Origin of the sequence: Endozoicomonas sp. ALB032 (genome assembly GCF_049310125.1) — a bacterium.
GTDB lineage: Bacteria > Pseudomonadota > Gammaproteobacteria > Pseudomonadales > Endozoicomonadaceae > Endozoicomonas_A.
Genome location: NZ_JBLYNW010000001.1, coordinates 1,238,759 through 1,257,840, shown reverse-complemented (window position 1 = coordinate 1,257,840; position 19,082 = coordinate 1,238,759). Strand labels below are relative to the sequence as shown.

Sequence of the window (19,082 nt, the reverse complement as noted above, 5' to 3'; positions counted from 1 at the left end):
ATTTCAGCAATCGGTGAACAGTATCCATCGAGGCTGGACTTTGCCGTTAAATGTTTTATGAAGGCTCTCACGATTCAGGCCGGTTTGCTCTGCTAACTGAGCAATGCCCTTATGTCTGACTACATGACCCAGAGCCGTAATGAAAACAGCCGGATCATTATCGAGAGAGGCCTCAGTCAGGAACCAGGGAATGTCTTCATCGGTTAGGGCATTCTCAACCATATCGTAGCCGCCAAATCCCGCGCTTCCAGATTTTTTGATCAGCAAGTTGATCTTTCTTTGTAATCTGCTCTGACATTAACCAGAATCTTGAGTATTATCCGGGCTCAATAGCCTATTCCGAGTGTTAAGATGTCAGTCAACACCGACACAGGAAACAACCTCATGGCCAGATATAGCCTGGCTGAAGAGATTGCAAACAGTATCACCCACGGTCTGGGCGCTCTGCTCAGTGTGGCCGGTTTGACCCTTTTGGTAACCTATGCTGCCGAACAGCATGATGTCTGGCGCATTGTCAGCTTCAGTATCTATGGGGCAACGCTAATACTGCTCTTTCTCTCTTCCACGCTCTATCACAGTATCCAGCATGAGAACACTAAGAAGGTCTTCAAGCTGCTGGATCATTGTTCCATCTACCTTCTGATCGCCGGAACCTATACCCCGTTCTTACTGGTCAGCATGAGGGGAACATTGGGCTGGATCATGTTTGCCATTATCTGGCTGTTGGCTATTGCGGGCATTGTTTTTAAAGTCTGGTTTGGTCCACGCTTTAAAAAAGTTTCGGTAGCCACTTATATTTTGATGGGCTGGCTGGTTCTTTTTGCGTCAAAAGAGTTGGCCAGCAAGATATCTCTGGAGGGTATCTACTGGCTGTTAGCGGGTGGCCTCTCTTATACTCTTGGGGCGGTTTTTTACCTGTGGAAAAAGCTGCCCTTTAACCATGCTATCTGGCATGTTTTTGTTCTGGGCGGTAGTGTCTGTCATTTCTTTGCTGTTTTTTTTCACGTACTGCCTGCCAGTTAGCAAAATCGTCGTAAACCCTCGCCCAATCGAGGGTGTCGCGAAACTCTCTCCAGCGTGAGAACGAGTTGACTCCCGTTATTCACGGCTTCATTCTCGTCATTCCCGCGAAGGCGGGAATCCACACTGACTCACCACCAGAACTATACTGCCCGTTGCCCCCCCTGGCCTTGTCATCCCCGAGAAGGCAGAGACCCACTGTTGGCGCTGGATTCCCGCCTTCGCGGGAATGACGACTTCAATAACCGAGGGGCACCCGGTTACTGCTGATGGAGGCTTCTGTGTAAGTCCAGTCGCTATAGGCTGGCTGTAGCCTGTGAAGTCAGAAGCCTCGCCTGACAAGGCGGGGAGTGTCACTTCCAGATCAGGCTATGGGGCAGAACTGTTGTCAGTGCTCGTGTTAGTGTGAGGTGGCAGGCAGCCATTCATCGCTTTTTGTAGTCATGGGATGTTACGTTTACGACCTTGACCTGTACCAGATGACCCTCAATGGTATAGATCACAGGGTATTGTTTATTCAAGCGTGAAGAGCGGTATCCATTCCACTGAAGCCTCGGGCTCTGCTAATATGCATTCCAATCCTGATTCCAACCCTGCATACGAATTTCCGTAATGAGTGATGATGTTGTTTTTGGCCTGCACGCTGTGCAGAGCCTGTTTGAGCATTCTCCTGAAAAAGTTTTAGAACTTTTGATCCAGAAAGGTCGCACTGATAAGCGCATTAATGCGCTGGTGGAGGAAGCCCGCAACCAGGGCGTGACGGTGCGTTTTGTCGAGCGCGGCCGACTGGACTCGAAAGTTGAAGGGGTGCACCAGGGCGTACTGGCCCGTGTTGCGCAGGCGAAAGTTTACCGGGAGGGCGATCTGGAAGATCTTCTGAACATGCTGGATGAGCCGCCTTTCCTCTTGATACTGGATGGCGTGACCGATCCTCATAACCTGGGTGCCTGTCTAAGAACCGCTGATGCCGCCGGTGTTCATGCTCTGATTACGCCCAAAGACAAATCTGCCAGCCTGAATGCGACGGCTCGAAAAGTGGCCTGTGGCGCAGCAGAGAATGTCCCGCTGGTACAGGTGACCAATCTTTCCAGAACCATGGATTGGCTGAAAGATCGTGGCATCTGGATGATTGGCACCGCCGGTGAAAGCGCTTGTGATATTTACAAGACAGACCTCAAGGGGCCCCTGACCCTGGTGATGGGTGCTGAGGGTAAGGGAATGAGAAGACTGACCCGTGACAAGTGTGATTCTTTAATCTTTATCCCCATGACAGGATCAGTCAGCAGTTTGAATGTTTCTGTAGCGACAGGTGTCTGCCTGTTTGAGGCGGTTCGCCAAAGACAGTCATAGAACTCCGAAATTCTCAGGATGGTTTTTCTCTCAACAGAGCGTCCAGATGTTCAATGACTACAACCCAGTCAGCGTCTTCATTGTATGCCTGTTGAATAAAAGCCTGCTGGCTGTCTGAAAAGAAGTCGGCATGCTCAATTTTTACCCGATGGGGCATTTTTTTATGCTCTTCGATGAAGGCATTGATTTCTTGGTCGCTGCTGGGCAATCCAAGCTGATCAAACAGATCGTTCATGGTGTGATGAGCAGGTTCCATTGAGACCTCCTGATGGAATCTGTTTTCGTAACGTCATGATAGCAGGCCACTGTCTTTTGAAAAGATAAAACCGAATTCCAAAGGTAAAAAATGTGAGTACAAAAAAGAATGTCGTTTTATTGGATCGGGTTACTCTGGGTGACGGCGTATCACTGGAAGCGTTTCAACAGCTTTCATTACCGCTGGAAATATACGATCAGAGTCAACCAGAAGATATAGTTGAACGTTGTCGTGATGCGGTAGCGATTTTCACAAATAAAGTGGTGATTGATGAGTCGACACTCTCTTCACTGCCCAACCTTCGATATATCGGAGTAATGGCAACGGGAACAAATAATATTGATCTTGCTGCGTGTGATCTGCGAGGAATTAAAGTCCAGAACGTAGAAAGTTACAGCACCGCATCTGTTGCCCAACATACCATGGCTTTGATTCTGTCTCTGGCGGGCTCTGTTCCTGCTTACATCCAAGATGCTACCAACGGCAGCTGGGAAAAAAGCGACAGATTCTGTCTACTGAATCATCCGATCATGGAGCTGGAGGGTAAAACACTGCTCATTGTCGGTTATGGTGACTTGGGTAAGGCCACTGCCAGGCTGGCAGAAGCTTTCGGTATGAATGTGTTGAAGGCTAAAGTGCCAGGTTCGCCGACAACCTCTGAAGACAGGTTGGAGTTAGACGAAGGATTGAAACAGTCAGATGTCGTCAGTTTGCATTGTCCTTTGAGTGAAAGCACTGCCAACCTGATGGATCAGAGAAGACTGTCACTGATGAAATCCGGGGCTATTCTGATCAACACCGCCAGAGGCGGGCTGGTAGACGAGAGTGCTCTGGTTTCGGCACTGGAAGCTGGGCGACTGGGAGGCGCCGGGTTTGATGTGTTGACAGAGGAGCCCCCCAGACACGGAAATATCCTGCTCAGCACGTCTCTGCCCAATTTGATGGTCACTCCCCATTGCGCCTGGGGAAGTCTCGAGTCGAGACAACGTCTGGTCAATTTTGCGGCAGAGCACTATATACGTTTTCTTCAGGAGTAGGAGTCAGTTTCCTTAATTGCACTATGGTCAATAACAGTTAAAAAAAACTGGCGCATCACATTCGAATTTACTGATGGCAATGCATACATATTGAACTACGAGGATTATCACTGATGAGAATGCACGATCCACTCCACCCGGGAGAGTTTATAAAGCAAACCTACATGGAACCAGCCAAAGTTAGCTGCAGGCAACTGTCTGAGGCTCTGGAGGTCTCACCCTCAACTTTGAACAGGATTTTGCAGGGAAAAAGCGCTATATCCACTGAGATGGCCAGAAGACTTTCCATGGTTATTGGCAGAACTACGGAAAGCTGGCTGGTTATGCAGAACAACTACGACATCTGGCAATCAGAGCAGTCAGTAAAGCTCAATACTCTGAAGCCTTTCAAATTTTCTTTTGCGTGATCACTCAGGCCCTTTTTTGGAATCAGGGGTATAGGTAAAGCGATAGAAAATATCCACAGCCTGAGCCAGACCACTGACGACCTGAAGATAGAGTCTGGGCATGAGTTCGTAGCGAACTTTCACTTCGCTGACTGAGTCAAAAACCCCAGCACCGTATTGCAGGCGGAGACCGGGGGCTATGTAGCCACCAATGGTGATTCGGGTATCATCGCCACTGCCTTCAGTATCCAGAGAAACATCGCTAAAACCAAAGGATTCACCAAGCGATGTGGCGATACCACCAAATCGGGAAACACCAAGCCCTACCAGCATCGCCTGGGCACCGGAACTGTCATCTCCTTCCAGACCCCGGCCTCGCAGCAGGTAGGAGAGCTGCTCCTGTTGCGGCATTTCCGGGCTGGAATAAACGGTCCACTCAGGTTTTTTTACAGAGCCACTGACCTTAATGCCGACCTCAACATTATCTTCGATGGTTTCCGGATTTCGAATGGCATTGACCAATAGATAGGGGGAATCGATAGGCCCCTGAAAAATGATTTTTCCTTCCTTGATCAGTAAATCCTGGCCCAGCTGGTGGTAACGACCGCCAATTAAATTAATGGTGCCGCTTCCTTCCAGGGGTTTGTCAGGAAGCTGTAGAAGATCCAGATGCCCTGCCAGTCTGGCTTTGAGACCGAAAGCATTGAGCCGGATATCGTCTCCCAGTATGACTCGTACCTTCATCGAAAACAGCTGTAAGGCCTGTTCGTGGAGCTCAGAAGTTTGTCCTTCCTGCACTATTACTACATCATCTGAGACTGAAACAGCACTCTCCGGAAGACTGTTGATGGTAATGCGACTCCAGGGAATTCGGATAATACCCGTCAGTGTTATCTTTTCAGACAGTGTCAGCTTAAGGTCGGGAGAAACTTTGATCTCCCCCATGCCAGGGTATTTAACATCCAGGTCTTGCCCTTTCAGGGTGATGATACCGGCAGGCTGCCGAAAATCTTTCCAGCTTAGCTGACCTCCCAGATCCAGTGAGCCCTTACCTACCTGCATTTTGCCTTCTACTGTGCCTGAGTCACCGTTCACATTGAGGTAAGTATTAAGTTCAGAAACGCTGACAATGTCTCGTGTGGTATTGGCATAACCATTTTCAATGGCCAGTCGGCCATAAAAAAGAGGTTTGGCAAGAGAGCCTTCCAGTCGGCCCCGGGCAGAAAAAGTACCTTTCAAATCGCTAACTTCAGGCAAGAAAGGCGCAAATATTTCCAGCAATAATTGCTCAATATTCAGCTGGCCACTGAGGGTTTTCCGGTTTTTCAGATCATTGACGGCTATGGTCAGGTGGCTGCGTCCCAACGTGTCTGAGAGGAAGTTTAGAGAGCTTTGCAACTGATTGTTGACGATTCTGGCTTCCATGTTGAGCTGGCTGTAATCGCCGGACAGATCATAAGCCTGAAGTTTTCCGGGGCTTGAAGAAAGCTTTAACGACAGTTTCGGCTGGTTATCCTGCCAGCTTGCTTCCCCTTTTGAGTTAAGCATCGCCTGCCAGCCAAAATCGGTGGGAAAAAAGGCTTTGAATCTTTCAGGTGCGAGTTGCTCAATGTGAAAGGAGAGAAGTCCTGAATCTTTGCCCAAGTGGCTGGATTGAGCACAAATACTGGAAGGGGATGATTCCAGACAGAATTCAGAGAATGAAGCGCTGGCTGCCGAGGCTTTGATATCAACAGGCTTTTTCAGTGACCAATCTCCGAATTCTGTGTTCAGGTCACTGCGGGTGAGCTGTCCCTGCCATTGTTCGTTGTGGTAGCTGCCAGCCAGGGTGATGACGCTCTTGAGCTCTTTACCCTGGGTTGAGAGCCGAACCTGATGTTGTTTTTCATTGCCTCTGGCTTCAAGCAAGATCTGGTTAAGCGTGTGTGTGCCCTGTTTCAGTGCCTCTATGCTGATGCGAGCCTGCCCCAGAATCTGTTCTTTCTTTACAATTTGACCTTTTGCCGAGAGGTCTTTGACGACTGTGTCCAGATAACGAACTGAAGAGCTGTCCAGTTGAAAGTTCAATCTGGGTTGCTTTTTGCTCCCGGATACATGGATGAAACCTTTCACCTCACCCTTAAGGCCGGGATAAAGTTCTGCCAGTTTTGAAGCATTGAGTTCTGCTTCTATGTCCCATTGTTTATCAATAAGACCATGGGCGTTTAACTGGTTTTCACCGACTTTGGCATTGAGGTGATCTACCTTCCAGTTAAAAAGATGATTGATGTCCAGTGTGCCGGAGAGCGAGACGGGTTTGTCCCTGAGTTCTCCGGTGATATCCATTTCAGAAATCACCAGGTGCCAGATTTTACCGTCCAGATTAAAACGGCTTTTCATAACGCCATCCAGTCTCGCAGGATACTGAGGTAAGAGGCTGGCTGTGTTCAGACTGTTGAGATTCACCTTCCCATTCCAGGCAATCCCCTTTGTCCAGTTCAGTCGGCCTGAAAGATCTGCATCACCTTCAGGGGTTGAGAGATTGAGACGATGGATCGCAATATGCTCAAGGTCTCCCCGTGCCTGGAGTAAGACCTTTACCCGGATTTCTTTATGAGTCCCGGAAGTGGCCAGAACATTGGATTTGGCCGTGGCGCTGGCATCCAGTTGATAGTCGGCCAGAGAACCTTGAAGGCTGGCCTTCAGACTTTCTGGTTGGAGCTTTTTATCGAAGGAGGCTGGCTGAATTTCAACGGTTGCTGACAGTGGATAATCGCCGCTCAGTGTTATTTTCCCGTGCAGGCTGGCTTTGCCCAAAGCATGTTCAACCTTGAACTCTTGGATATTGATTTGCGATTGCCGGGCATCAGACGACAAAAGTATATTACTGACTTCTTGCTTAATCTCACCCTGTTCATAAGTGCCTTTATCCAGAGTCAGCTTTTTGACAGTGATGGGCAGAGGTAGCTCTATCTCTGGCAATATCAGTCCGTCGCTGGCAGGTGTTTGTGCTTTATCAGGCACTGGTAGTTTAATTAAAAGGTTTTCCAGTCCCAGTTCATCAATGACCAGTCTTCCTTCGAGCAGCATTTGTGGTTGCCACTGCAAAGAGAGTCGGTTAGCTGTGAACGCCATATCCTGATCCACCCAGCCTGGATTCTGGAAGACAAGGCCGTTGGAAATTGATCCCTTAACCAATTCACCGTGAAGTTCAGGTAATTGTGAGCGAGCCAGGCTCCACAGCCAGAGGTTGCCGGTATGAGTCAGCAGCAAAAACAGCATCAGGCAGAGGAGAGTGACAAGAGAGGTTAAGATACCCAGAGCCGTCTTCATATTTCTGGCCCCATAGAAAAGTGCAGTCTATAAGGGGTGCCAGGTTCACTGACAGCGAAGGCCAGATCCAATCTCAGTGCGCCCAGTGGGGTTATCCAGCGGATGCCGAAGCCGGCTCCGGTTTTCCAGTCGTCCCTGTAGTCATTGGTGGCAGTTCCGTAGTCAACAAAAACAGCGGCTCGCCAGTGTTCCAGAAACTGGTAATTGTATTCCACACCGAGCGCAGTCATATATTTTGCCCCCGTCAATTTATCGTTGTCGTCTTTGGGGGCAATGCTTTCATAGTCATAGCCTCTTACCGTCTGGTCACCTCCAGTGAAGAAACGAATAGAAGGGGGTATTTTGCTGACGTCGTTTATCCAGATAGCACCTTGTTCAATTCTACCAATGAAACGGTGTTTTTCTGCCAGTGTTGTTAAACCTTTAGTACGGCCCCATAGCTTCACAAAGTTCTGATCAGAGGCAAAGAGCTTATCCGAAAATTCTGCCGTGGACATGATCAGGTAGCCGCTCCGGGGGTCGAGCTTCCCGCCTCTGGCGTGGCGTCGGGTCATGGAAATGCCTGGGATGACCAGAAAGCTTTCGCCACTCTGAAGGCCCTGTTTGTAGCTTTCGTATTGAATTCTTAAAAACAGGTCTCGGTCCCAGCCATGTGGGTTTTTTTTCCATTTATGGATGGACGTCGATCCAAGGTTACTGATGGTGTCTTCCTGTCGCTTATATTGATAACCCACCTGAAGGTCATAGAATTCAGTTAATGGGTTGCCGTAGGGGATTTTATAGCTGGAAGTCAGTTCGGCTCTGGGGGCTGAGAGCAGAGCCTCATTGGTCAGGCTGTGCCCTTTGTCATTGATCATGGGGATATCCCAGGTCAAAGAAAGCCTGGGGCCTTCGTCAGTAGAATAACCGACACCGGTTTCAATCTCATGATACCTCTTGGGAATGACACCGATATAAACAGGGACATGGTAGTCTTCGGTTTTATCCCGCATGGGGAGGATATCGATTTGCTGGAAATAGCCTGTTGAGGCCAGCTCTTTGTTCAGGTTGCCCAGCTTAACCGATTGATAGTTTGAGCCGGGCTTGAAGGTCAACATTTTCTCGATCAGGGCTTGGGTATTTTCAGGGATTTCTCTATAAACAATGTTCCCAAAGCGGTAACGCCTGCCAGAGTCAAAAACCAGTTCGACATCCGCCGCATTTTCTTGTGGATAAACTTTGACTCTGTGGGTTTGCATCTGAGCGTCGAAAAAACCGAGAGACTGGGCCTGGGTGTTAAGCTCCGTTTTAAGTTCTTCATATTCTCCGCTATTGAAGACAGTACCTTTTTTAAGGGGGGAGCGTTTGACGATCCTCTTGAACGACCGGTTTTTTCGGGCCTCTCCTTTCAGTTCTATTTTGATGGTGCGGATAAGTACGGGTTGTCCCGGATCAACATGAATTTTGAGTTGGTCAGTATCTTTGCCATCCATCTTCATGGAAATGGTTGGGTTGAAATAGCCCAGGGCTTGCAGAGATTTCTGAACGGCCTCAAGAATACTGCTTTGATAGCCAGGCAATTCTCCGGGCTCAATAGCAGGCAAAGTTTGCAGAAAGCGTTCGGCATTCCGCTTCAGCCCGTCTTCCAGACCCTTAATCTCATAGGTCAGATGGGATCGGGCCTGGCAAACAGAAGGAAGGGCTGAAAGCAAAAGTACGATAATCGATAGAAATTTATTCAGTTTACCCACTGGCGACCATTTGTTGAGAGTAAAGTTGTTGAGAGAAAGTGGCGGGACTGACCGATATCGTAGAAGGTCTGTCGATCTATCTCAATAAAAAGCAGCGTCAGGCAGTAGATTCCCGGATTCTCATGCGTTTTAACGTCGGCCGCCATCGGTTTATAATTCTTGCAACCATGGTCACACTTCTCTAAAATCCTCCGCTCTTTGTAAGCTGGGCGTGGTGTGCAGGCATCTTTCAGGTGACTGTCATCTCCGATCCATCTCCTTGCCTTACTGCTCTGTGAATGGAACCTGTGTTTCACTCAGTGTGGGAGGCTGTTTAACCCGTAAGGAGCAAATAATGCGTCATTACGAGATTGTTTTTCTGGTACATCCTGACCAGAGCGAGCAAGTACCAGGCATGATAGAGCGTTATACACGCGCTATCAGCGAAAACGGCGGTCAGGTACACCGTCTTGAAGATTGGGGCCGTCGTCAGCTGGCTTATCCAATCAACAAGATCCACAAGGCTCACTACGTTCTGATGAACATCGAGTGCAGCAATGAGATCCTGGACGAACTGACAGATAACTTCCGTTATAACGACGCAGTTATCCGTAACATGGTGATCCGTCGTGATGAGGCCGTTTCCGAGCCATCCATCATGATGCAGGCTGAAGAGAAACGTGAACGCCGTGACGATCGTCGTGAAGATCGTCGTGAAGAGCGTCGTGAAGAAGCTGCTGAAGCTCCGGAAGCTGCTGAAGAAGCTGCCGAGTAAGTCGTCCTTGATACTGCTTTAGCTCAAGGCTGTTTTAGCTCAAGGCTGTTTCAGCCCAGGCTGGCAGGATTAAGAACATCACCATTTGTTGAATTCAAGGAGACGTTGCAATGGCACGTTTTTTCCGCCGCAGAAAGTTCTGCCGTTTCACCGCTGAGGGCGTGAAAGAGATCGATTACAAAGATCTGAACACCCTGAAAGCTTATGTTTCTGAAACTGGCAAGATTGTACCAAGCCGTATCACCGGTACCAAAGCCCGTTATCAGCGTCAGCTGGCGACAGCTATCAAGCGTGCGCGTTACATCGCACTGCTGCCATATACTGATCGTCACTGATCAGTCGGCAAACTCTGGAACTGAAGGTATTGCTTGATGCGTAAACTGGCGGAACTGGCAATGAAAAGCCCGAAACATTCCTTGTTTCTGGCGGTCATATTTGCCTGTATTCCCATGCTTTTCTGGTTGAGTGCGGCTATTGTATCTCTGGTGATACTGCGTCGCGGCATTGACCACGGACTGAAAGTCCTGATTTGGGCTTTGTTACCCGGAATAGCCTGGGCCGCCTTTGGTCAATACAGCGTATTGATCGGGTTGGCAACCACAGCGTTGCTGGCTTGCGTCCTGCGCCAGACTGTCTCATGGCCGAAAACCCTGTTGGCTGTTGTGCCGCTGGGAGGCCTCGTGGCTTTTGCCATGTACCAGATATCACCGCAGATGATCAGCGTCATGGCTGGCACTGTGATGGAGTTTCTGAAAAAGAGTCTCCAGGGCAGTAGCAGTCTAGAGGCTCTGCAACCGGGTGAACATCTGAGACAGGTCCTGGAGTACGGCGTAGCGGGTGCTCTGGCCTGGGTGCACATACTGTTTTGTGTCCTGGCTTTGATGCTGGCGCGCTCCTGGCAGGCCGATCTCTATAACCCCGGAGGATTCGGTGAAGAATTCCGCAAGGTGCGGTTACCCGCAGCTGTCGGGGTAGGTCTACTGACCATCACTTTGATGGGGTCGGCGCTGTCACCTGTGATGACTGCCCTGGTACCCATCGCATCGTTGCCACTGTTTATTGCAGGTCTGGCGCTGGTCCATGGGCTGGTAAAACTGCGTCAACGGGGCAGCTTCTGGTTGATTGGACTGTATATGCTGTTGATCACCCTTACGCAACTGGCATACCCGGTTATTGTTTTGACTGCTTGTCTTGACAGTCTGTTTGATTTTCGCAACCGCGTGAGTAAGCAGATTCAGGGCTGACAGGCACTAGGTATAAGGTAAGAGGCTAGCGATGGACGTTATCCTGCTTGAGAGAGTTGCCAACCTTGGCAACCTGGGCGACAAGGTAACCGTTAAAGCCGGTTACGGTCGTAACTTTCTGATTCCTTTCAGCAAGGCTGTGCCTGCTACCAAGGAAAATGTTGAAGCTTTTGAAGCTCGTCGCGCCGAGCTGGAAAAGGCTGCTAACGAAAAGCTGGCTGCTGCCCAAAAGCGTGCAGCTGAAATGGCTGAAATCGAACTGACCCTGACCGCCAAAGCGGGCGACGAAGGCAAGCTGTTCGGTTCTATCGGCTCACGTGATCTGGCTGAAGCCATCACTGGTGCTGGCGTTGAAGTAGCCAAGAGCGAAATTCGCATGGGCGAAGGTCCCATTCGCGCTACTGGCGAATACGACATCGCCATCCAGCTGCACACCGACGTTGCAGCGACTATCAAGGTATTCGTTGAAGCTGAATAAGTTCGGTTGTAACCACGCCTGATAGAAAAATACCCGTGGGCTTAGGTCCACGGGTATTTTTTTATGTGCCTTTTGTCCTGCCTCTTCATTCGCCGTCATTTCAGTCAAAAGATTGTTTTAAATCTGTCATCTTAAATACATTTCACTGTAATTCTTGTGTCGTTTAATGAGCCTGCTTTAGAGGATATTACACAACAAATAAAGCTGGCTTGAACGAGTAGATATTACATGAGCAAATATACTTTTGATCCGACGGTGTATAACTCCAGTGATAACAGGCCGATCTCGGCAGTGCTGGAAAAAGAACTCTCCCGCCGCGGTGTTCTGAAACGTGGGGGTGCACTGGCAGCATTTAGTGCACTGGCCAGCTTTGGTTTAACGGGCTGTAACGATGACGACTCTGACGATGTTTTTTCATCAGAGCTCTCTCTTGGCTTTGACTCTATTTCCGGCTCCAAGACCGATGCTGTGTCTGTACCTGCTGGCTACTCTGCTCAGGTTCTGGCGCCGTGGGGAACGCCATTGAATGATTTAGCGGCAGAGTGGAAAGATGATGGCACCAACAGTTCCACCGATCAGGCGAATGCTACTGGCATGATGCATGATGGGATGCATTTCTTCCCCCTTGAAGGCAACAGTACTGAAGGTCTGCTGTGTATAAACCATGAGTTTATTGATCAGACGCGACTGCATCCGAATGGGGCAACTGACAATAATGGTGTACGTCCTGCTGAGGAAGTTCGTAAAGAAATTAACGCTCATGGTGTTTCAGTGGTTCACATCAAACTGACTGATGGCGTCTGGGATGTGGTTAAAAACAGCAACTACAACAAGCGTTACACTGCAGGCTCTGAAATGGATCTGACCGGGCCGGTGGCAGACAGTGATCTGCTGATTACCAAATACACGGATGAAAAAGGGAATAAAGCCCTTGCCCGGGGCACCAACAATAACTGTGGTAATGGTCACACTCCCTGGGGGACTTATCTGACCTGTGAAGAAAACTGGCCTGGCTATTTTACCCGTTCCGATGACCCGTCTAACTGGACTGAAGAACAAATACGTCTGGGTATCAGTTCCAGGGGGACCCGTTATGATTGGGATACCGCTCTATCTTCTGACGAAAACGAAACCGGCGAGTTTGCCCGTTTTGATGTAACTCCGGGCTCCGGAGATGAGACTGAGGATTTCCGTAACGAAGCTAATGGTCACGGATACATTGTAGAAATAGACCCCTATAGTCCACAGGCTAAAGCGATTAAACGGACGGCTCTGGGTCGCTTCCGTCACGAAGACTGCTCATTTGGCAAACTGGAAGAAGGTCAGCCCGTTGTTTTCTATTCTGGCCATGACAGCCGGTTTGAGTACATCTACAAGTTTGTTTCCAAAGAGCTCTGGGACGCGGCAGATGCTGACTCTGAAGATCGTCTCGCCACCGGTGCAAAGTACATGGATGAAGGTACTTTGTATGCCGCTCGCTTCGATGAGGAAGGTCAGGGTGTGTGGTTGCCCCTGACTCCCGATGCCACCACTAAAGACGGTGGAAGGTTAGGTGATATCTCAGGATTCACGACTCAGGCTGAAATTATCCTGAACACGCCGGGTGCAGCTGATCTGGTAGGCGCTACCCCCATGGACCGCCCCGAATGGACTGCGGTAGATCCGAAAACCGGCTCTGTTTATGTGACACTGACAAACAACACTGATCGTGATAACCAGGACGGCAATTCTGATACCGACACCAACGTGGCCAACCCTCGTGAAGGAAATGAGTATGGCCATATTATTCGCTGGAATGAAGGGGCTGATCCAAGCCAGTTTACCTGGGAGTTCTTCCTGTTCGGCTCTTTTGCATCAGAAAGTGCCCTGGTGAATCTCTCTGGATTGAATGAAGCCAATGAATTTGGCAGCCCGGATGGTCTGGCATTTGATGACCGTGGTTTGTTGTGGATTCAGACAGACGGTGGTGTCAATGAAAACACCAATGACCAGATGCTGGCCATTATTCCATCTGAGCTAAGCAGTACTAGTACTGAGGACTTGTTAGCCGTTAACGCCGACAACCAGGAGCAACTGAAGCGTTTCTTTGTCGGGCCAAATGGTTGTGAGGTGACTGGTCTGGCGTTTACACCGGATCACCAGAGCTTCTTCCTGAATATTCAGCATCCATCGAACTGGCCTGCCGCCGGGTCAACCGATGCAAAGGATGAAAGTGGTGCGAACAGGGCGCGTTCTGCCACGGTGGTTGTTATGAAAGACGGTGGTGGTGAAGTGGGGGTTTAATAGCCGTCACCTGACTGCCAATTTGACAAAGCCGATGATTGGAATGCTCATCGGCTTTTTTTTGTGAAAAACATTTTGTTATGTCGTTTTCCATTGGCTGGTGGCGGAACAAAACCAGCTGATCAGGTACTTATATATCATTGCGCCAGAGCCAATCCAGTGGCACCGCCATGCAGTTTTTTGTCTTCAGTGGTAGTGCATTGTTACCGCAATATATCAACACGCCACCTTTAAAGTGGTTGTCGGCCTGGTCAGCAAGTCGCCTTAAGCCTTCTCCGTCTTTTTCCTGAATACTGATAGCTTTTTTAATTTCTACACCGTAGGTATCACGATTATGTTCGATGACCAAGTCCACCTCCACCTGATCTTTATCCCGGTAATAACTGAGGTGGACAGGGTCATCCAGCCATTCGGTCAGAGCTCTTATCTGCTGTATTACAAAACTCTCCAGAATGGGACCGAAGGGGGTCGAATAGTGCTGCCATTCTTCAGCTTTCAGTCGATTCAGCCTGCTTGCCAACCCACTGTCTGCGATATGAATTTTAGGTGCTTTTATCAGGCGTTTGGCAGCATTATTATGCCATGCTGGCAAACGGTTGAAGAGAAACAGGTGTTCCAGAATACTGATGTATTTATCGGTGGTCTCGCGTCGTATTTTCAGGTCAGTGGCGATGCTACTGGTATTGAGCAGATTGCCAGTACGAAGAGATAGCAGCTCAGCCACCTTAAGCATTTCATCTTCGTCACGGATGTTGGCAATATCCCGAATATCATTTTGAATAATGGTCTGAAGATACTGATTAAACCATTGTCGTGCACGATGGGGTGTGCGGGTGTTGGGCTCAGGAAAGCCGCCCCGACAAACCCGTTCAGCGATACCATGAATTTCTTTTTGCTCACCTTTGATAGAGGCAGACAGGGCTTGTGTGAAGAGTCGTTGTAAAAAGACGGGAGGAGTTGATTCTTTTTCCGCTTCTGTCAGTGGATGCAGATGCAAAATTTCAATACGCCCAGCAAGCGATTCTTTGACTCTGGGCAATAACATCAAGTTGGCTGAGCCTGTCAGCAGAAAGCGGCCAGGTTTGCGATTGCGATCAACTTCAGCCTTGATGGCAAAGAGCAGCTCTGGAACCCGTTGGACTTCATCCAATGTCACGTATTCAGGCAGGTTCTGTACAAATCCAGCTGGGTCGTCTTTGGCGGCTTGCAATACAGAAGCATCATCAAAGGTCAGGTAAACTCGCTCAGAGGAAAGCTTCCGACAAAGAGTTGATTTGCCCACCTGACGAGCCCCGAGCAGGCAGACTACAGGAGTATCCTGCAAGGCCTCTTCTATTTTTGGTTGTAAGTAGCGTGGGAAATTTGGCATCAGAAGGTGTTTCAAGTTTCGGCTAATTGTCTATTACTCTAGCGTCTATTTGACGGTTTATAAAGCGTCTAATTGCCTATTTAGCTTCCGGCCAAATGTCGGTTTATTTCTTTTTCTATTTTTTTATATAATAAAAACAAGTAGTTATATCGGTCTTTTGGTAGCTTAAGTATATGGCTTTTTGCAGGCCGAAAATGGCCTGCTATCGCTTTAAATCTTGCCAGGCTTTCCCGATAAATACGGACCTTGGCGCAGGGTCGTTCTCAAGAAGACTTTTTCATAAAAGGCGTCATCCTGGCAAACAAAAGTCCAAGTTCAAACAACATCCACATAGGTCCAGCCAGCAGGCTCTGGGAGATAACGTCGGGTGGTGTCAGAAGCATACCGATCACAAAACAGCCCACCACGATATAAGGACGTTTCCTGGAGAGGGATTCAACGGTGCTCATGCCAGACCAGATCAGTAACAGCGTTGCGACAGGGATTTCGAAGGCCAGCCCGAAGGCAAAAAACAGTTTAAGAATAAAGTTCAGGTAGCTACTGATGTCGGTCATCATGGTGACCGTTTCAGGCCCGGTCGTGGTAAAGAAACCAAAGATCAGTGGGAACACCACAAAATAGGCAAAAGCGACACCGGTATAAAAGAGTATGACGCTGGTTATGAGTAATGGAATGGCCAGATGCTTTTCATTCTTGTACAGGCCGGGAGCAATAAATCCCCAGACCTGATGGAGAATAAAGGGAATGGCCATAAACAGGGAGAGCACAAGACTGAGTTTAAACGGAGCAAAGAAAGGGGAGGCTACATCGGTGGCTATCATACTGGTGCCTTCGGGCATTAGCAGGCGCAGAGGCTCGGAAACCAGCTCGTAAATGTCATTGGAAAAGTAAAACAGCCCGACAAAGAACAGCAGGGTAATCACCATACTTTTCAGCACACGAGTACGTAACTCAAGTAGATGCTGAATCAGGGGTTGTTCTGATTGAACCGTTGGGGTTTCAGTCTTCATAAATGTCTCGGCAGGCATCAAATAAAGGCAGCGCTCAGGCTGCCTTTATTTTGGAATCGGATGGTTTGGAGAGGTTTTCAGTAGCTACGGTTGCTTCCTGTTTTAGAGATCGAACCTGTTGATTCAGCTCCTCCAGCTGAAGATCCTGCTTGATCTCATCGACCTTTAGCTCTCTATTGACCGTTTCTCTTATAGTGCTGGCGCTGCTGCGCAGATAGTTGATCCACTGCAGACTGGTTTTTATCGCGTAAGGCAAGCGCTCAGGCCCCAGAATCACCAGGGCGAGCACTGAGATAACCAGCAGTTCGGCAAAGCCAATATCAAACACGCTGAAGTCCTCAGGCTTTGTTATGACTCAGTTCCCTGCTCTTTTCGGTGTCCTGGCTATTGCCCGCAGGGATTTCTGCTGAACTTGAGTCATCGCTGATGCTCTTCTTGAAGCCCTTGATCGCTCCACCCAGGTCACTGCCAAGACCCTTAAGTCGTTTGGTGCCAAACAGCATGACAAGGATCAAAAGTACGATTAACAGTTGCCAGATACTGATACCGCCTAGGCCCATAGTGATTCTTCCTTTATGATTCTTTGAAAGTGGTCACTATAGCGTTTCATTATGGAGAAATTATGACAAGCCCCTGACTGTGAAGCATACTCTGGACACTTGCAATTCACCCTCAATCAAATCGAATGATTAAGCAGTTTAGTCACTCATCAAGTTGCTGTATTCTGTAAGCTACGATTTTGGTATTCATGAATCATGCTGGAAGCACTGCCCCAAGAAAGCGAACTGCCCATTGATGAAGCAACCGTAAGCCTGAAGACCCCCCCTCACTCCATTGAGGCGGAGCAGTCTGTGCTCGGTGGCCTGCTGCTGGATAATGAAGCCTGGGATAAAGTGGCCGACAAGATCACGGCTGACGACTTTTATCATCCCCGTCACAAAATTATTTTCTCGTCGATGGCTAAATCGGCGAATGAGACGCTTCCCTTTGACCCCCTGACACTGGCCGCCACCCTGGAGAATCAGGACGAACTGGAACAGGCCGGTGGTATGGTGTACATCACCGAGCTGGTGGCCAATGTTGCCGGTATTGCCAATATTGAGGCTTACGCCGGAATCATTCAGGAGCGTTCTGTTTTCAGAAAGGTGATCAATGCCAGTCAGAAGATGGCTGAAAGCGCCTACAATCCGGAAGGTCGGGACAGCCAGACAGTATTGGATGAAGCTGAACGACTGGTTTTCAACATCGCTGAAGAGCGCCCCAAAACCGGTGGCCCGGTGGGTGTTCGGGAAATCCTGGACAACACGGTTCAGAAAATTGATGAGCTTTTTAACGCTGGCGATGCCATTACCGGTATCACCACAGGCTTTAGTGATCTGGACAATATGACCTCGGGTATGCAGCCGTCGGATATGATTATTGTTGCGGCCCGGCCGTCGATGGGAAAAACGACGTTCGCGATGAACCTGGTCGAAAACGCCCTGCTAAATACCGAAAAAGTCGTCATGGTCTTCAGCCTCGAAATGCCCTCTGAGCAGCTGATGATGCGTATGTTGTCCTCTCTGGGCCGAATCAATCAGGGCAAAGTGCGTTCCGGTAAGCTAGAAGAAGACGACTGGCCGAAGCTGGTGTCAGCGGTGGAGAAAATCAAGGACAAAAAACTGTTTATTGATGACACCGCAGGCATCAGTCCTTCAGAAATGCGTTCCCGTATTCGTCGTGTAGTTCGTGAACATGGTGACATGGCCATGATTATGATCGACTATCTGCAGCTGATGCAGATTCCCGGTTTCAGCGAAGGTCGTACCAACGAAATTTCGGAAATTTCCCGATCCCTGAAAGCCATCGCCAAGGAGTTTAACGTACCGGTGATTGCGCTGTCTCAGCTTAACCGGTCTCTGGAGCAACGCCCCAACAAGCGTCCGGTCAACTCCGACCTCCGTGAATCCGGAGCGATTGAGCAGGATGCCGACGTCATCATGTTTATCTACCGTGACGAGGTCTATAACCCGGATACCGAGTTTAAGGGTATTGGTGAGATCATCATTGGTAAGCAGCGTAACGGCCCTATCGGTTCAGTAAGATTGGCCTTTATTGGTCAGTACACCCGGTTTGAGAATCTTGCCCCCGATGCTTATGTCAACTTTGATGATGAATAAGCAGGAAGTTATTAACGCTCTTGCGTGCAGGGACTGGACCCGGTCTGTCGATATTGAAAAAGGCATCTGTGCTTTGGTAATTCATTTTGATTCCCTTCTGTTAATTGCCTACAGTGGTAGGGCAATGGAGGTATTTATGGAAAACTTGTATGACAAAGATTATCACCAATGGCTTACCCTACAGCGGGAGCTACTTGCTCAGCGACAGTTTGACCAGCTTGACATAGAGAATTTGATGGGGGAGCTGGAGTTGGGCATTAAGGACCATATTCGTGAGTTAAAAAATCGTTTAGCTACTTTGATAACTCATCTTCTGAAATGTGATTATCAAACAAGTGTATTAATAGGCACTGTAGCAACTGAAAGAGTACCAAGGGTATGGTTAATTACTATCAACAGATCAAGAAACAACATTAACAAACTTATTGCGGATAATCCTTGTCTAAAACCACAAATAGAAGATGTACTAAACAGTACATATCCTGACGGTAAAAAAGATGCGATTAAAGAAATGAATATTTATGTTAATAAAAATCAAAAGTTAAATGAAAATAGTTTCCCAGATCAGTGCCCGTGGTCTTACGAGCAAATAATGACTGAAGACTGGTATCCGCTAAATGGCGTCAATATCGACGACTGAAGGTTGGCTGCCGGAGGCTGACAATGACTGATTTATACAAAACCGACTACACCC

General features: G+C 48.7%; 22 protein-coding genes. 14 read left to right on the top strand and 8 right to left on the bottom strand.

Annotated elements, in window-relative coordinates; all coding sequences use genetic code 11:
* Positions 1 to 3: 3 nt before the first annotated feature.
* Positions 4 to 267: an addiction module antidote protein gene (locus ACO6VG_RS03995; RefSeq protein ID WP_422412079.1), complete on the bottom strand. Its 264-nt coding sequence runs from the start codon at positions 265 to 267 to the stop codon at positions 4 to 6.
* Positions 268 to 384: 117 nt separating this feature from the next.
* Between ACO6VG_RS03995 and trhA the strand changes: the two genes are divergently transcribed.
* From trhA to rlmB, 3 genes are all read left to right on the top strand, one after another.
* Positions 385 to 1,023: a PAQR family membrane homeostasis protein TrhA gene (trhA, locus tag ACO6VG_RS03990; protein ID WP_422139158.1), complete on the top strand. Its 639-nt coding sequence runs from the start codon at positions 385 to 387 to the stop codon at positions 1,021 to 1,023.
* 65 nt (positions 1,024 to 1,088) lie between these two features.
* Positions 1,089 to 1,253 carry a hypothetical protein gene (locus ACO6VG_RS03985; protein ID WP_422442585.1) on the top strand — a complete coding sequence of 55 codons (165 nt, stop codon included), beginning with the start codon at positions 1,089 to 1,091 and terminating at the stop codon, positions 1,251 to 1,253.
* A 379-nt stretch (positions 1,254 to 1,632) separates the two neighbouring features.
* Entirely contained in the window at positions 1,633 to 2,370 is a 738-nt protein-coding gene (rlmB, locus tag ACO6VG_RS03980; protein WP_422472822.1) for a 23S rRNA (guanosine(2251)-2'-O)-methyltransferase RlmB, read from the top strand.
* Positions 2,371 to 2,383: 13 nt separating this feature from the next.
* Here the strand turns inward: rlmB and ACO6VG_RS03975 are convergent, their stop codons facing one another.
* A complete protein-coding gene (locus ACO6VG_RS03975; RefSeq protein ID WP_422135689.1) occupies positions 2,384 to 2,626 on the bottom strand; it encodes a DUF2789 family protein in 243 nt (80 codons plus the stop codon).
* A gap of 92 nt (positions 2,627 to 2,718) precedes the next feature.
* On the opposite strand from ACO6VG_RS03975, the gene ACO6VG_RS03970 reads away from it, so the two are divergent.
* The 3 genes from ACO6VG_RS03970 to ACO6VG_RS03960 are packed head-to-tail and all read left to right on the top strand — an operon-like array spanning position 2,719 to position 4,070.
* Entirely contained in the window at positions 2,719 to 3,663 is a 945-nt protein-coding gene (locus tag ACO6VG_RS03970; RefSeq protein ID WP_422135688.1) for a D-2-hydroxyacid dehydrogenase, read from the top strand.
* A gap of 15 nt (positions 3,664 to 3,678) precedes the next feature.
* The gene (locus ACO6VG_RS03965) at positions 3,679 to 3,777 is read left to right on the top strand and encodes a type II toxin-antitoxin system RelE/ParE family toxin (protein WP_422140057.1); all 99 of its coding nucleotides are present in this window, start codon (positions 3,679 to 3,681) and stop codon (positions 3,775 to 3,777) included.
* Positions 3,777 to 4,070 carry a HigA family addiction module antitoxin gene (locus ACO6VG_RS03960; RefSeq protein ID WP_422135687.1) on the top strand — a complete coding sequence of 98 codons (294 nt, stop codon included), beginning with the start codon at positions 3,777 to 3,779 and terminating at the stop codon, positions 4,068 to 4,070. Before ACO6VG_RS03965 ends, ACO6VG_RS03960 begins: the two co-directional genes overlap by 1 nt.
* Here ACO6VG_RS03960 and ACO6VG_RS03955 read toward each other — a convergent pair whose 3' ends face one another.
* On the bottom strand, positions 4,071 to 7,361 hold the full coding sequence (locus ACO6VG_RS03955; protein WP_422472819.1) for a translocation/assembly module TamB domain-containing protein: 3,291 nt from the start codon (positions 7,359 to 7,361) through the stop codon (positions 4,071 to 4,073).
* Positions 7,358 to 9,091 carry an autotransporter assembly complex protein TamA gene (locus ACO6VG_RS03950; protein WP_422135685.1) on the bottom strand — a complete coding sequence of 578 codons (1,734 nt, stop codon included), beginning with the start codon at positions 9,089 to 9,091 and terminating at the stop codon, positions 7,358 to 7,360. The genes ACO6VG_RS03955 and ACO6VG_RS03950 overlap by 4 nt, the downstream gene beginning before the upstream one ends.
* 38 nt (positions 9,092 to 9,129) lie before the next feature.
* Here ACO6VG_RS03950 and ACO6VG_RS03945 point away from each other — a divergent pair, with 38 nt between their 5' ends.
* From ACO6VG_RS03945 to ACO6VG_RS03920, 6 genes are all read left to right on the top strand, one after another.
* A complete protein-coding gene (locus tag ACO6VG_RS03945) occupies positions 9,130 to 9,276 on the top strand; it encodes a hypothetical protein (RefSeq protein ID WP_422135684.1) in 147 nt (48 codons plus the stop codon).
* 149 nt (positions 9,277 to 9,425) lie between these two features.
* Positions 9,426 to 9,845 (top strand): 30S ribosomal protein S6, encoded by a 420-nt coding sequence (gene rpsF, locus ACO6VG_RS03940; RefSeq protein ID WP_422135683.1) that lies wholly within the window; start codon positions 9,426 to 9,428, stop codon positions 9,843 to 9,845.
* A gap of 110 nt (positions 9,846 to 9,955) precedes the next feature.
* Positions 9,956 to 10,180 carry a 30S ribosomal protein S18 gene (gene rpsR, locus ACO6VG_RS03935; protein ID WP_034835335.1) on the top strand — a complete coding sequence of 75 codons (225 nt, stop codon included), beginning with the start codon at positions 9,956 to 9,958 and terminating at the stop codon, positions 10,178 to 10,180.
* A gap of 36 nt (positions 10,181 to 10,216) precedes the next feature.
* Positions 10,217 to 11,089 (top strand): hypothetical protein, encoded by an 873-nt coding sequence (locus tag ACO6VG_RS03930; protein ID WP_422135682.1) that lies wholly within the window; start codon positions 10,217 to 10,219, stop codon positions 11,087 to 11,089.
* A 31-nt stretch (positions 11,090 to 11,120) separates the two neighbouring features.
* Complete coding sequence (gene rplI, locus ACO6VG_RS03925; protein ID WP_317144724.1) at positions 11,121 to 11,567, top strand: 50S ribosomal protein L9; 447 nt, start codon at positions 11,121 to 11,123, stop codon at positions 11,565 to 11,567.
* Between the two features lie 228 nt (positions 11,568 to 11,795).
* Positions 11,796 to 13,850, top strand: coding sequence for a PhoX family protein (locus ACO6VG_RS03920; RefSeq protein ID WP_422135681.1), 2,055 nt, complete (start codon positions 11,796 to 11,798; stop codon positions 13,848 to 13,850).
* Positions 13,851 to 13,980: 130 nt separating this feature from the next.
* Here the strand turns inward: ACO6VG_RS03920 and ACO6VG_RS03915 are convergent, their stop codons facing one another.
* From ACO6VG_RS03915 to tatA, 4 genes are all read right to left on the bottom strand, one after another.
* A complete protein-coding gene (locus ACO6VG_RS03915) occupies positions 13,981 to 15,219 on the bottom strand; it encodes an ATP-binding protein (RefSeq protein ID WP_422472817.1) in 1,239 nt (412 codons plus the stop codon).
* A 263-nt stretch (positions 15,220 to 15,482) separates the two neighbouring features.
* Positions 15,483 to 16,229 (bottom strand): twin-arginine translocase subunit TatC, encoded by a 747-nt coding sequence (gene tatC / locus ACO6VG_RS03910; protein WP_422135679.1) that lies wholly within the window; start codon positions 16,227 to 16,229, stop codon positions 15,483 to 15,485.
* 34 nt (positions 16,230 to 16,263) lie between these two features.
* Positions 16,264 to 16,557: a Sec-independent protein translocase protein TatB gene (gene tatB / locus ACO6VG_RS03905; RefSeq protein ID WP_422139151.1), complete on the bottom strand. Its 294-nt coding sequence runs from the start codon at positions 16,555 to 16,557 to the stop codon at positions 16,264 to 16,266.
* Positions 16,558 to 16,567: 10 nt separating this feature from the next.
* The gene (tatA, locus tag ACO6VG_RS03900; RefSeq protein WP_422135677.1) at positions 16,568 to 16,789 is read right to left on the bottom strand and encodes a twin-arginine translocase TatA/TatE family subunit; all 222 of its coding nucleotides are present in this window, start codon (positions 16,787 to 16,789) and stop codon (positions 16,568 to 16,570) included.
* Positions 16,790 to 16,984: 195 nt separating this feature from the next.
* On the opposite strand from tatA, the gene dnaB reads away from it, so the two are divergent.
* Positions 16,985 to 18,388, top strand: coding sequence for a replicative DNA helicase (gene dnaB, locus ACO6VG_RS03895; protein WP_317144729.1), 1,404 nt, complete (start codon positions 16,985 to 16,987; stop codon positions 18,386 to 18,388).
* Positions 18,378 to 19,028: a DUF29 domain-containing protein gene (locus ACO6VG_RS03890; RefSeq protein ID WP_422472815.1), complete on the top strand. Its 651-nt coding sequence runs from the start codon at positions 18,378 to 18,380 to the stop codon at positions 19,026 to 19,028. The genes dnaB and ACO6VG_RS03890 overlap by 11 nt, the downstream gene beginning before the upstream one ends.
* The last annotated feature ends 54 nt before the right edge of the window (positions 19,029 to 19,082 follow it).

Excerpts from the sequence above, each read along its gene's own strand:
- rlmB (WP_422472822.1), top strand. The coding sequence starts at position 1,633 with ATGAGTGATGATGTTGTTTTTGGCCTGCACGCTGTGCAGAGCCTGTTT.
- rplI (WP_317144724.1), top strand. The coding sequence starts at position 11,121 with ATGGACGTTATCCTGCTTGAGAGAGTTGCCAACCTTGGCAACCTGGGC.
- ACO6VG_RS03930 (WP_422135682.1), top strand. The coding sequence starts at position 10,217 with ATGCGTAAACTGGCGGAACTGGCAATGAAAAGCCCGAAACATTCCTTG.
- dnaB (WP_317144729.1), top strand. The coding sequence starts at position 16,985 with ATGCTGGAAGCACTGCCCCAAGAAAGCGAACTGCCCATTGATGAAGCA.
- trhA (WP_422139158.1), top strand. The coding sequence starts at position 385 with ATGGCCAGATATAGCCTGGCTGAAGAGATTGCAAACAGTATCACCCAC.
- rpsF (WP_422135683.1), top strand. The coding sequence starts at position 9,426 with ATGCGTCATTACGAGATTGTTTTTCTGGTACATCCTGACCAGAGCGAG.
- tatC (WP_422135679.1), bottom strand. The coding sequence starts at position 16,229 with ATGAAGACTGAAACCCCAACGGTTCAATCAGAACAACCCCTGATTCAG.
- ACO6VG_RS03975 (WP_422135689.1), bottom strand. The coding sequence starts at position 2,626 with ATGGAACCTGCTCATCACACCATGAACGATCTGTTTGATCAGCTTGGA.
- tatA (WP_422135677.1), bottom strand. The coding sequence starts at position 16,789 with ATGGGCCTAGGCGGTATCAGTATCTGGCAACTGTTAATCGTACTTTTG.
- ACO6VG_RS03890 (WP_422472815.1), top strand. The coding sequence starts at position 18,378 with ATGATGAATAAGCAGGAAGTTATTAACGCTCTTGCGTGCAGGGACTGG.
- rpsR (WP_034835335.1), top strand. The coding sequence starts at position 9,956 with ATGGCACGTTTTTTCCGCCGCAGAAAGTTCTGCCGTTTCACCGCTGAG.
- ACO6VG_RS03920 (WP_422135681.1), top strand. The coding sequence starts at position 11,796 with ATGAGCAAATATACTTTTGATCCGACGGTGTATAACTCCAGTGATAAC.
- ACO6VG_RS03955 (WP_422472819.1), bottom strand. The coding sequence starts at position 7,361 with ATGAAGACGGCTCTGGGTATCTTAACCTCTCTTGTCACTCTCCTCTGC.
- ACO6VG_RS03960 (WP_422135687.1), top strand. The coding sequence starts at position 3,777 with ATGAGAATGCACGATCCACTCCACCCGGGAGAGTTTATAAAGCAAACC.
- ACO6VG_RS03915 (WP_422472817.1), bottom strand. The coding sequence starts at position 15,219 with ATGCCAAATTTCCCACGCTACTTACAACCAAAAATAGAAGAGGCCTTG.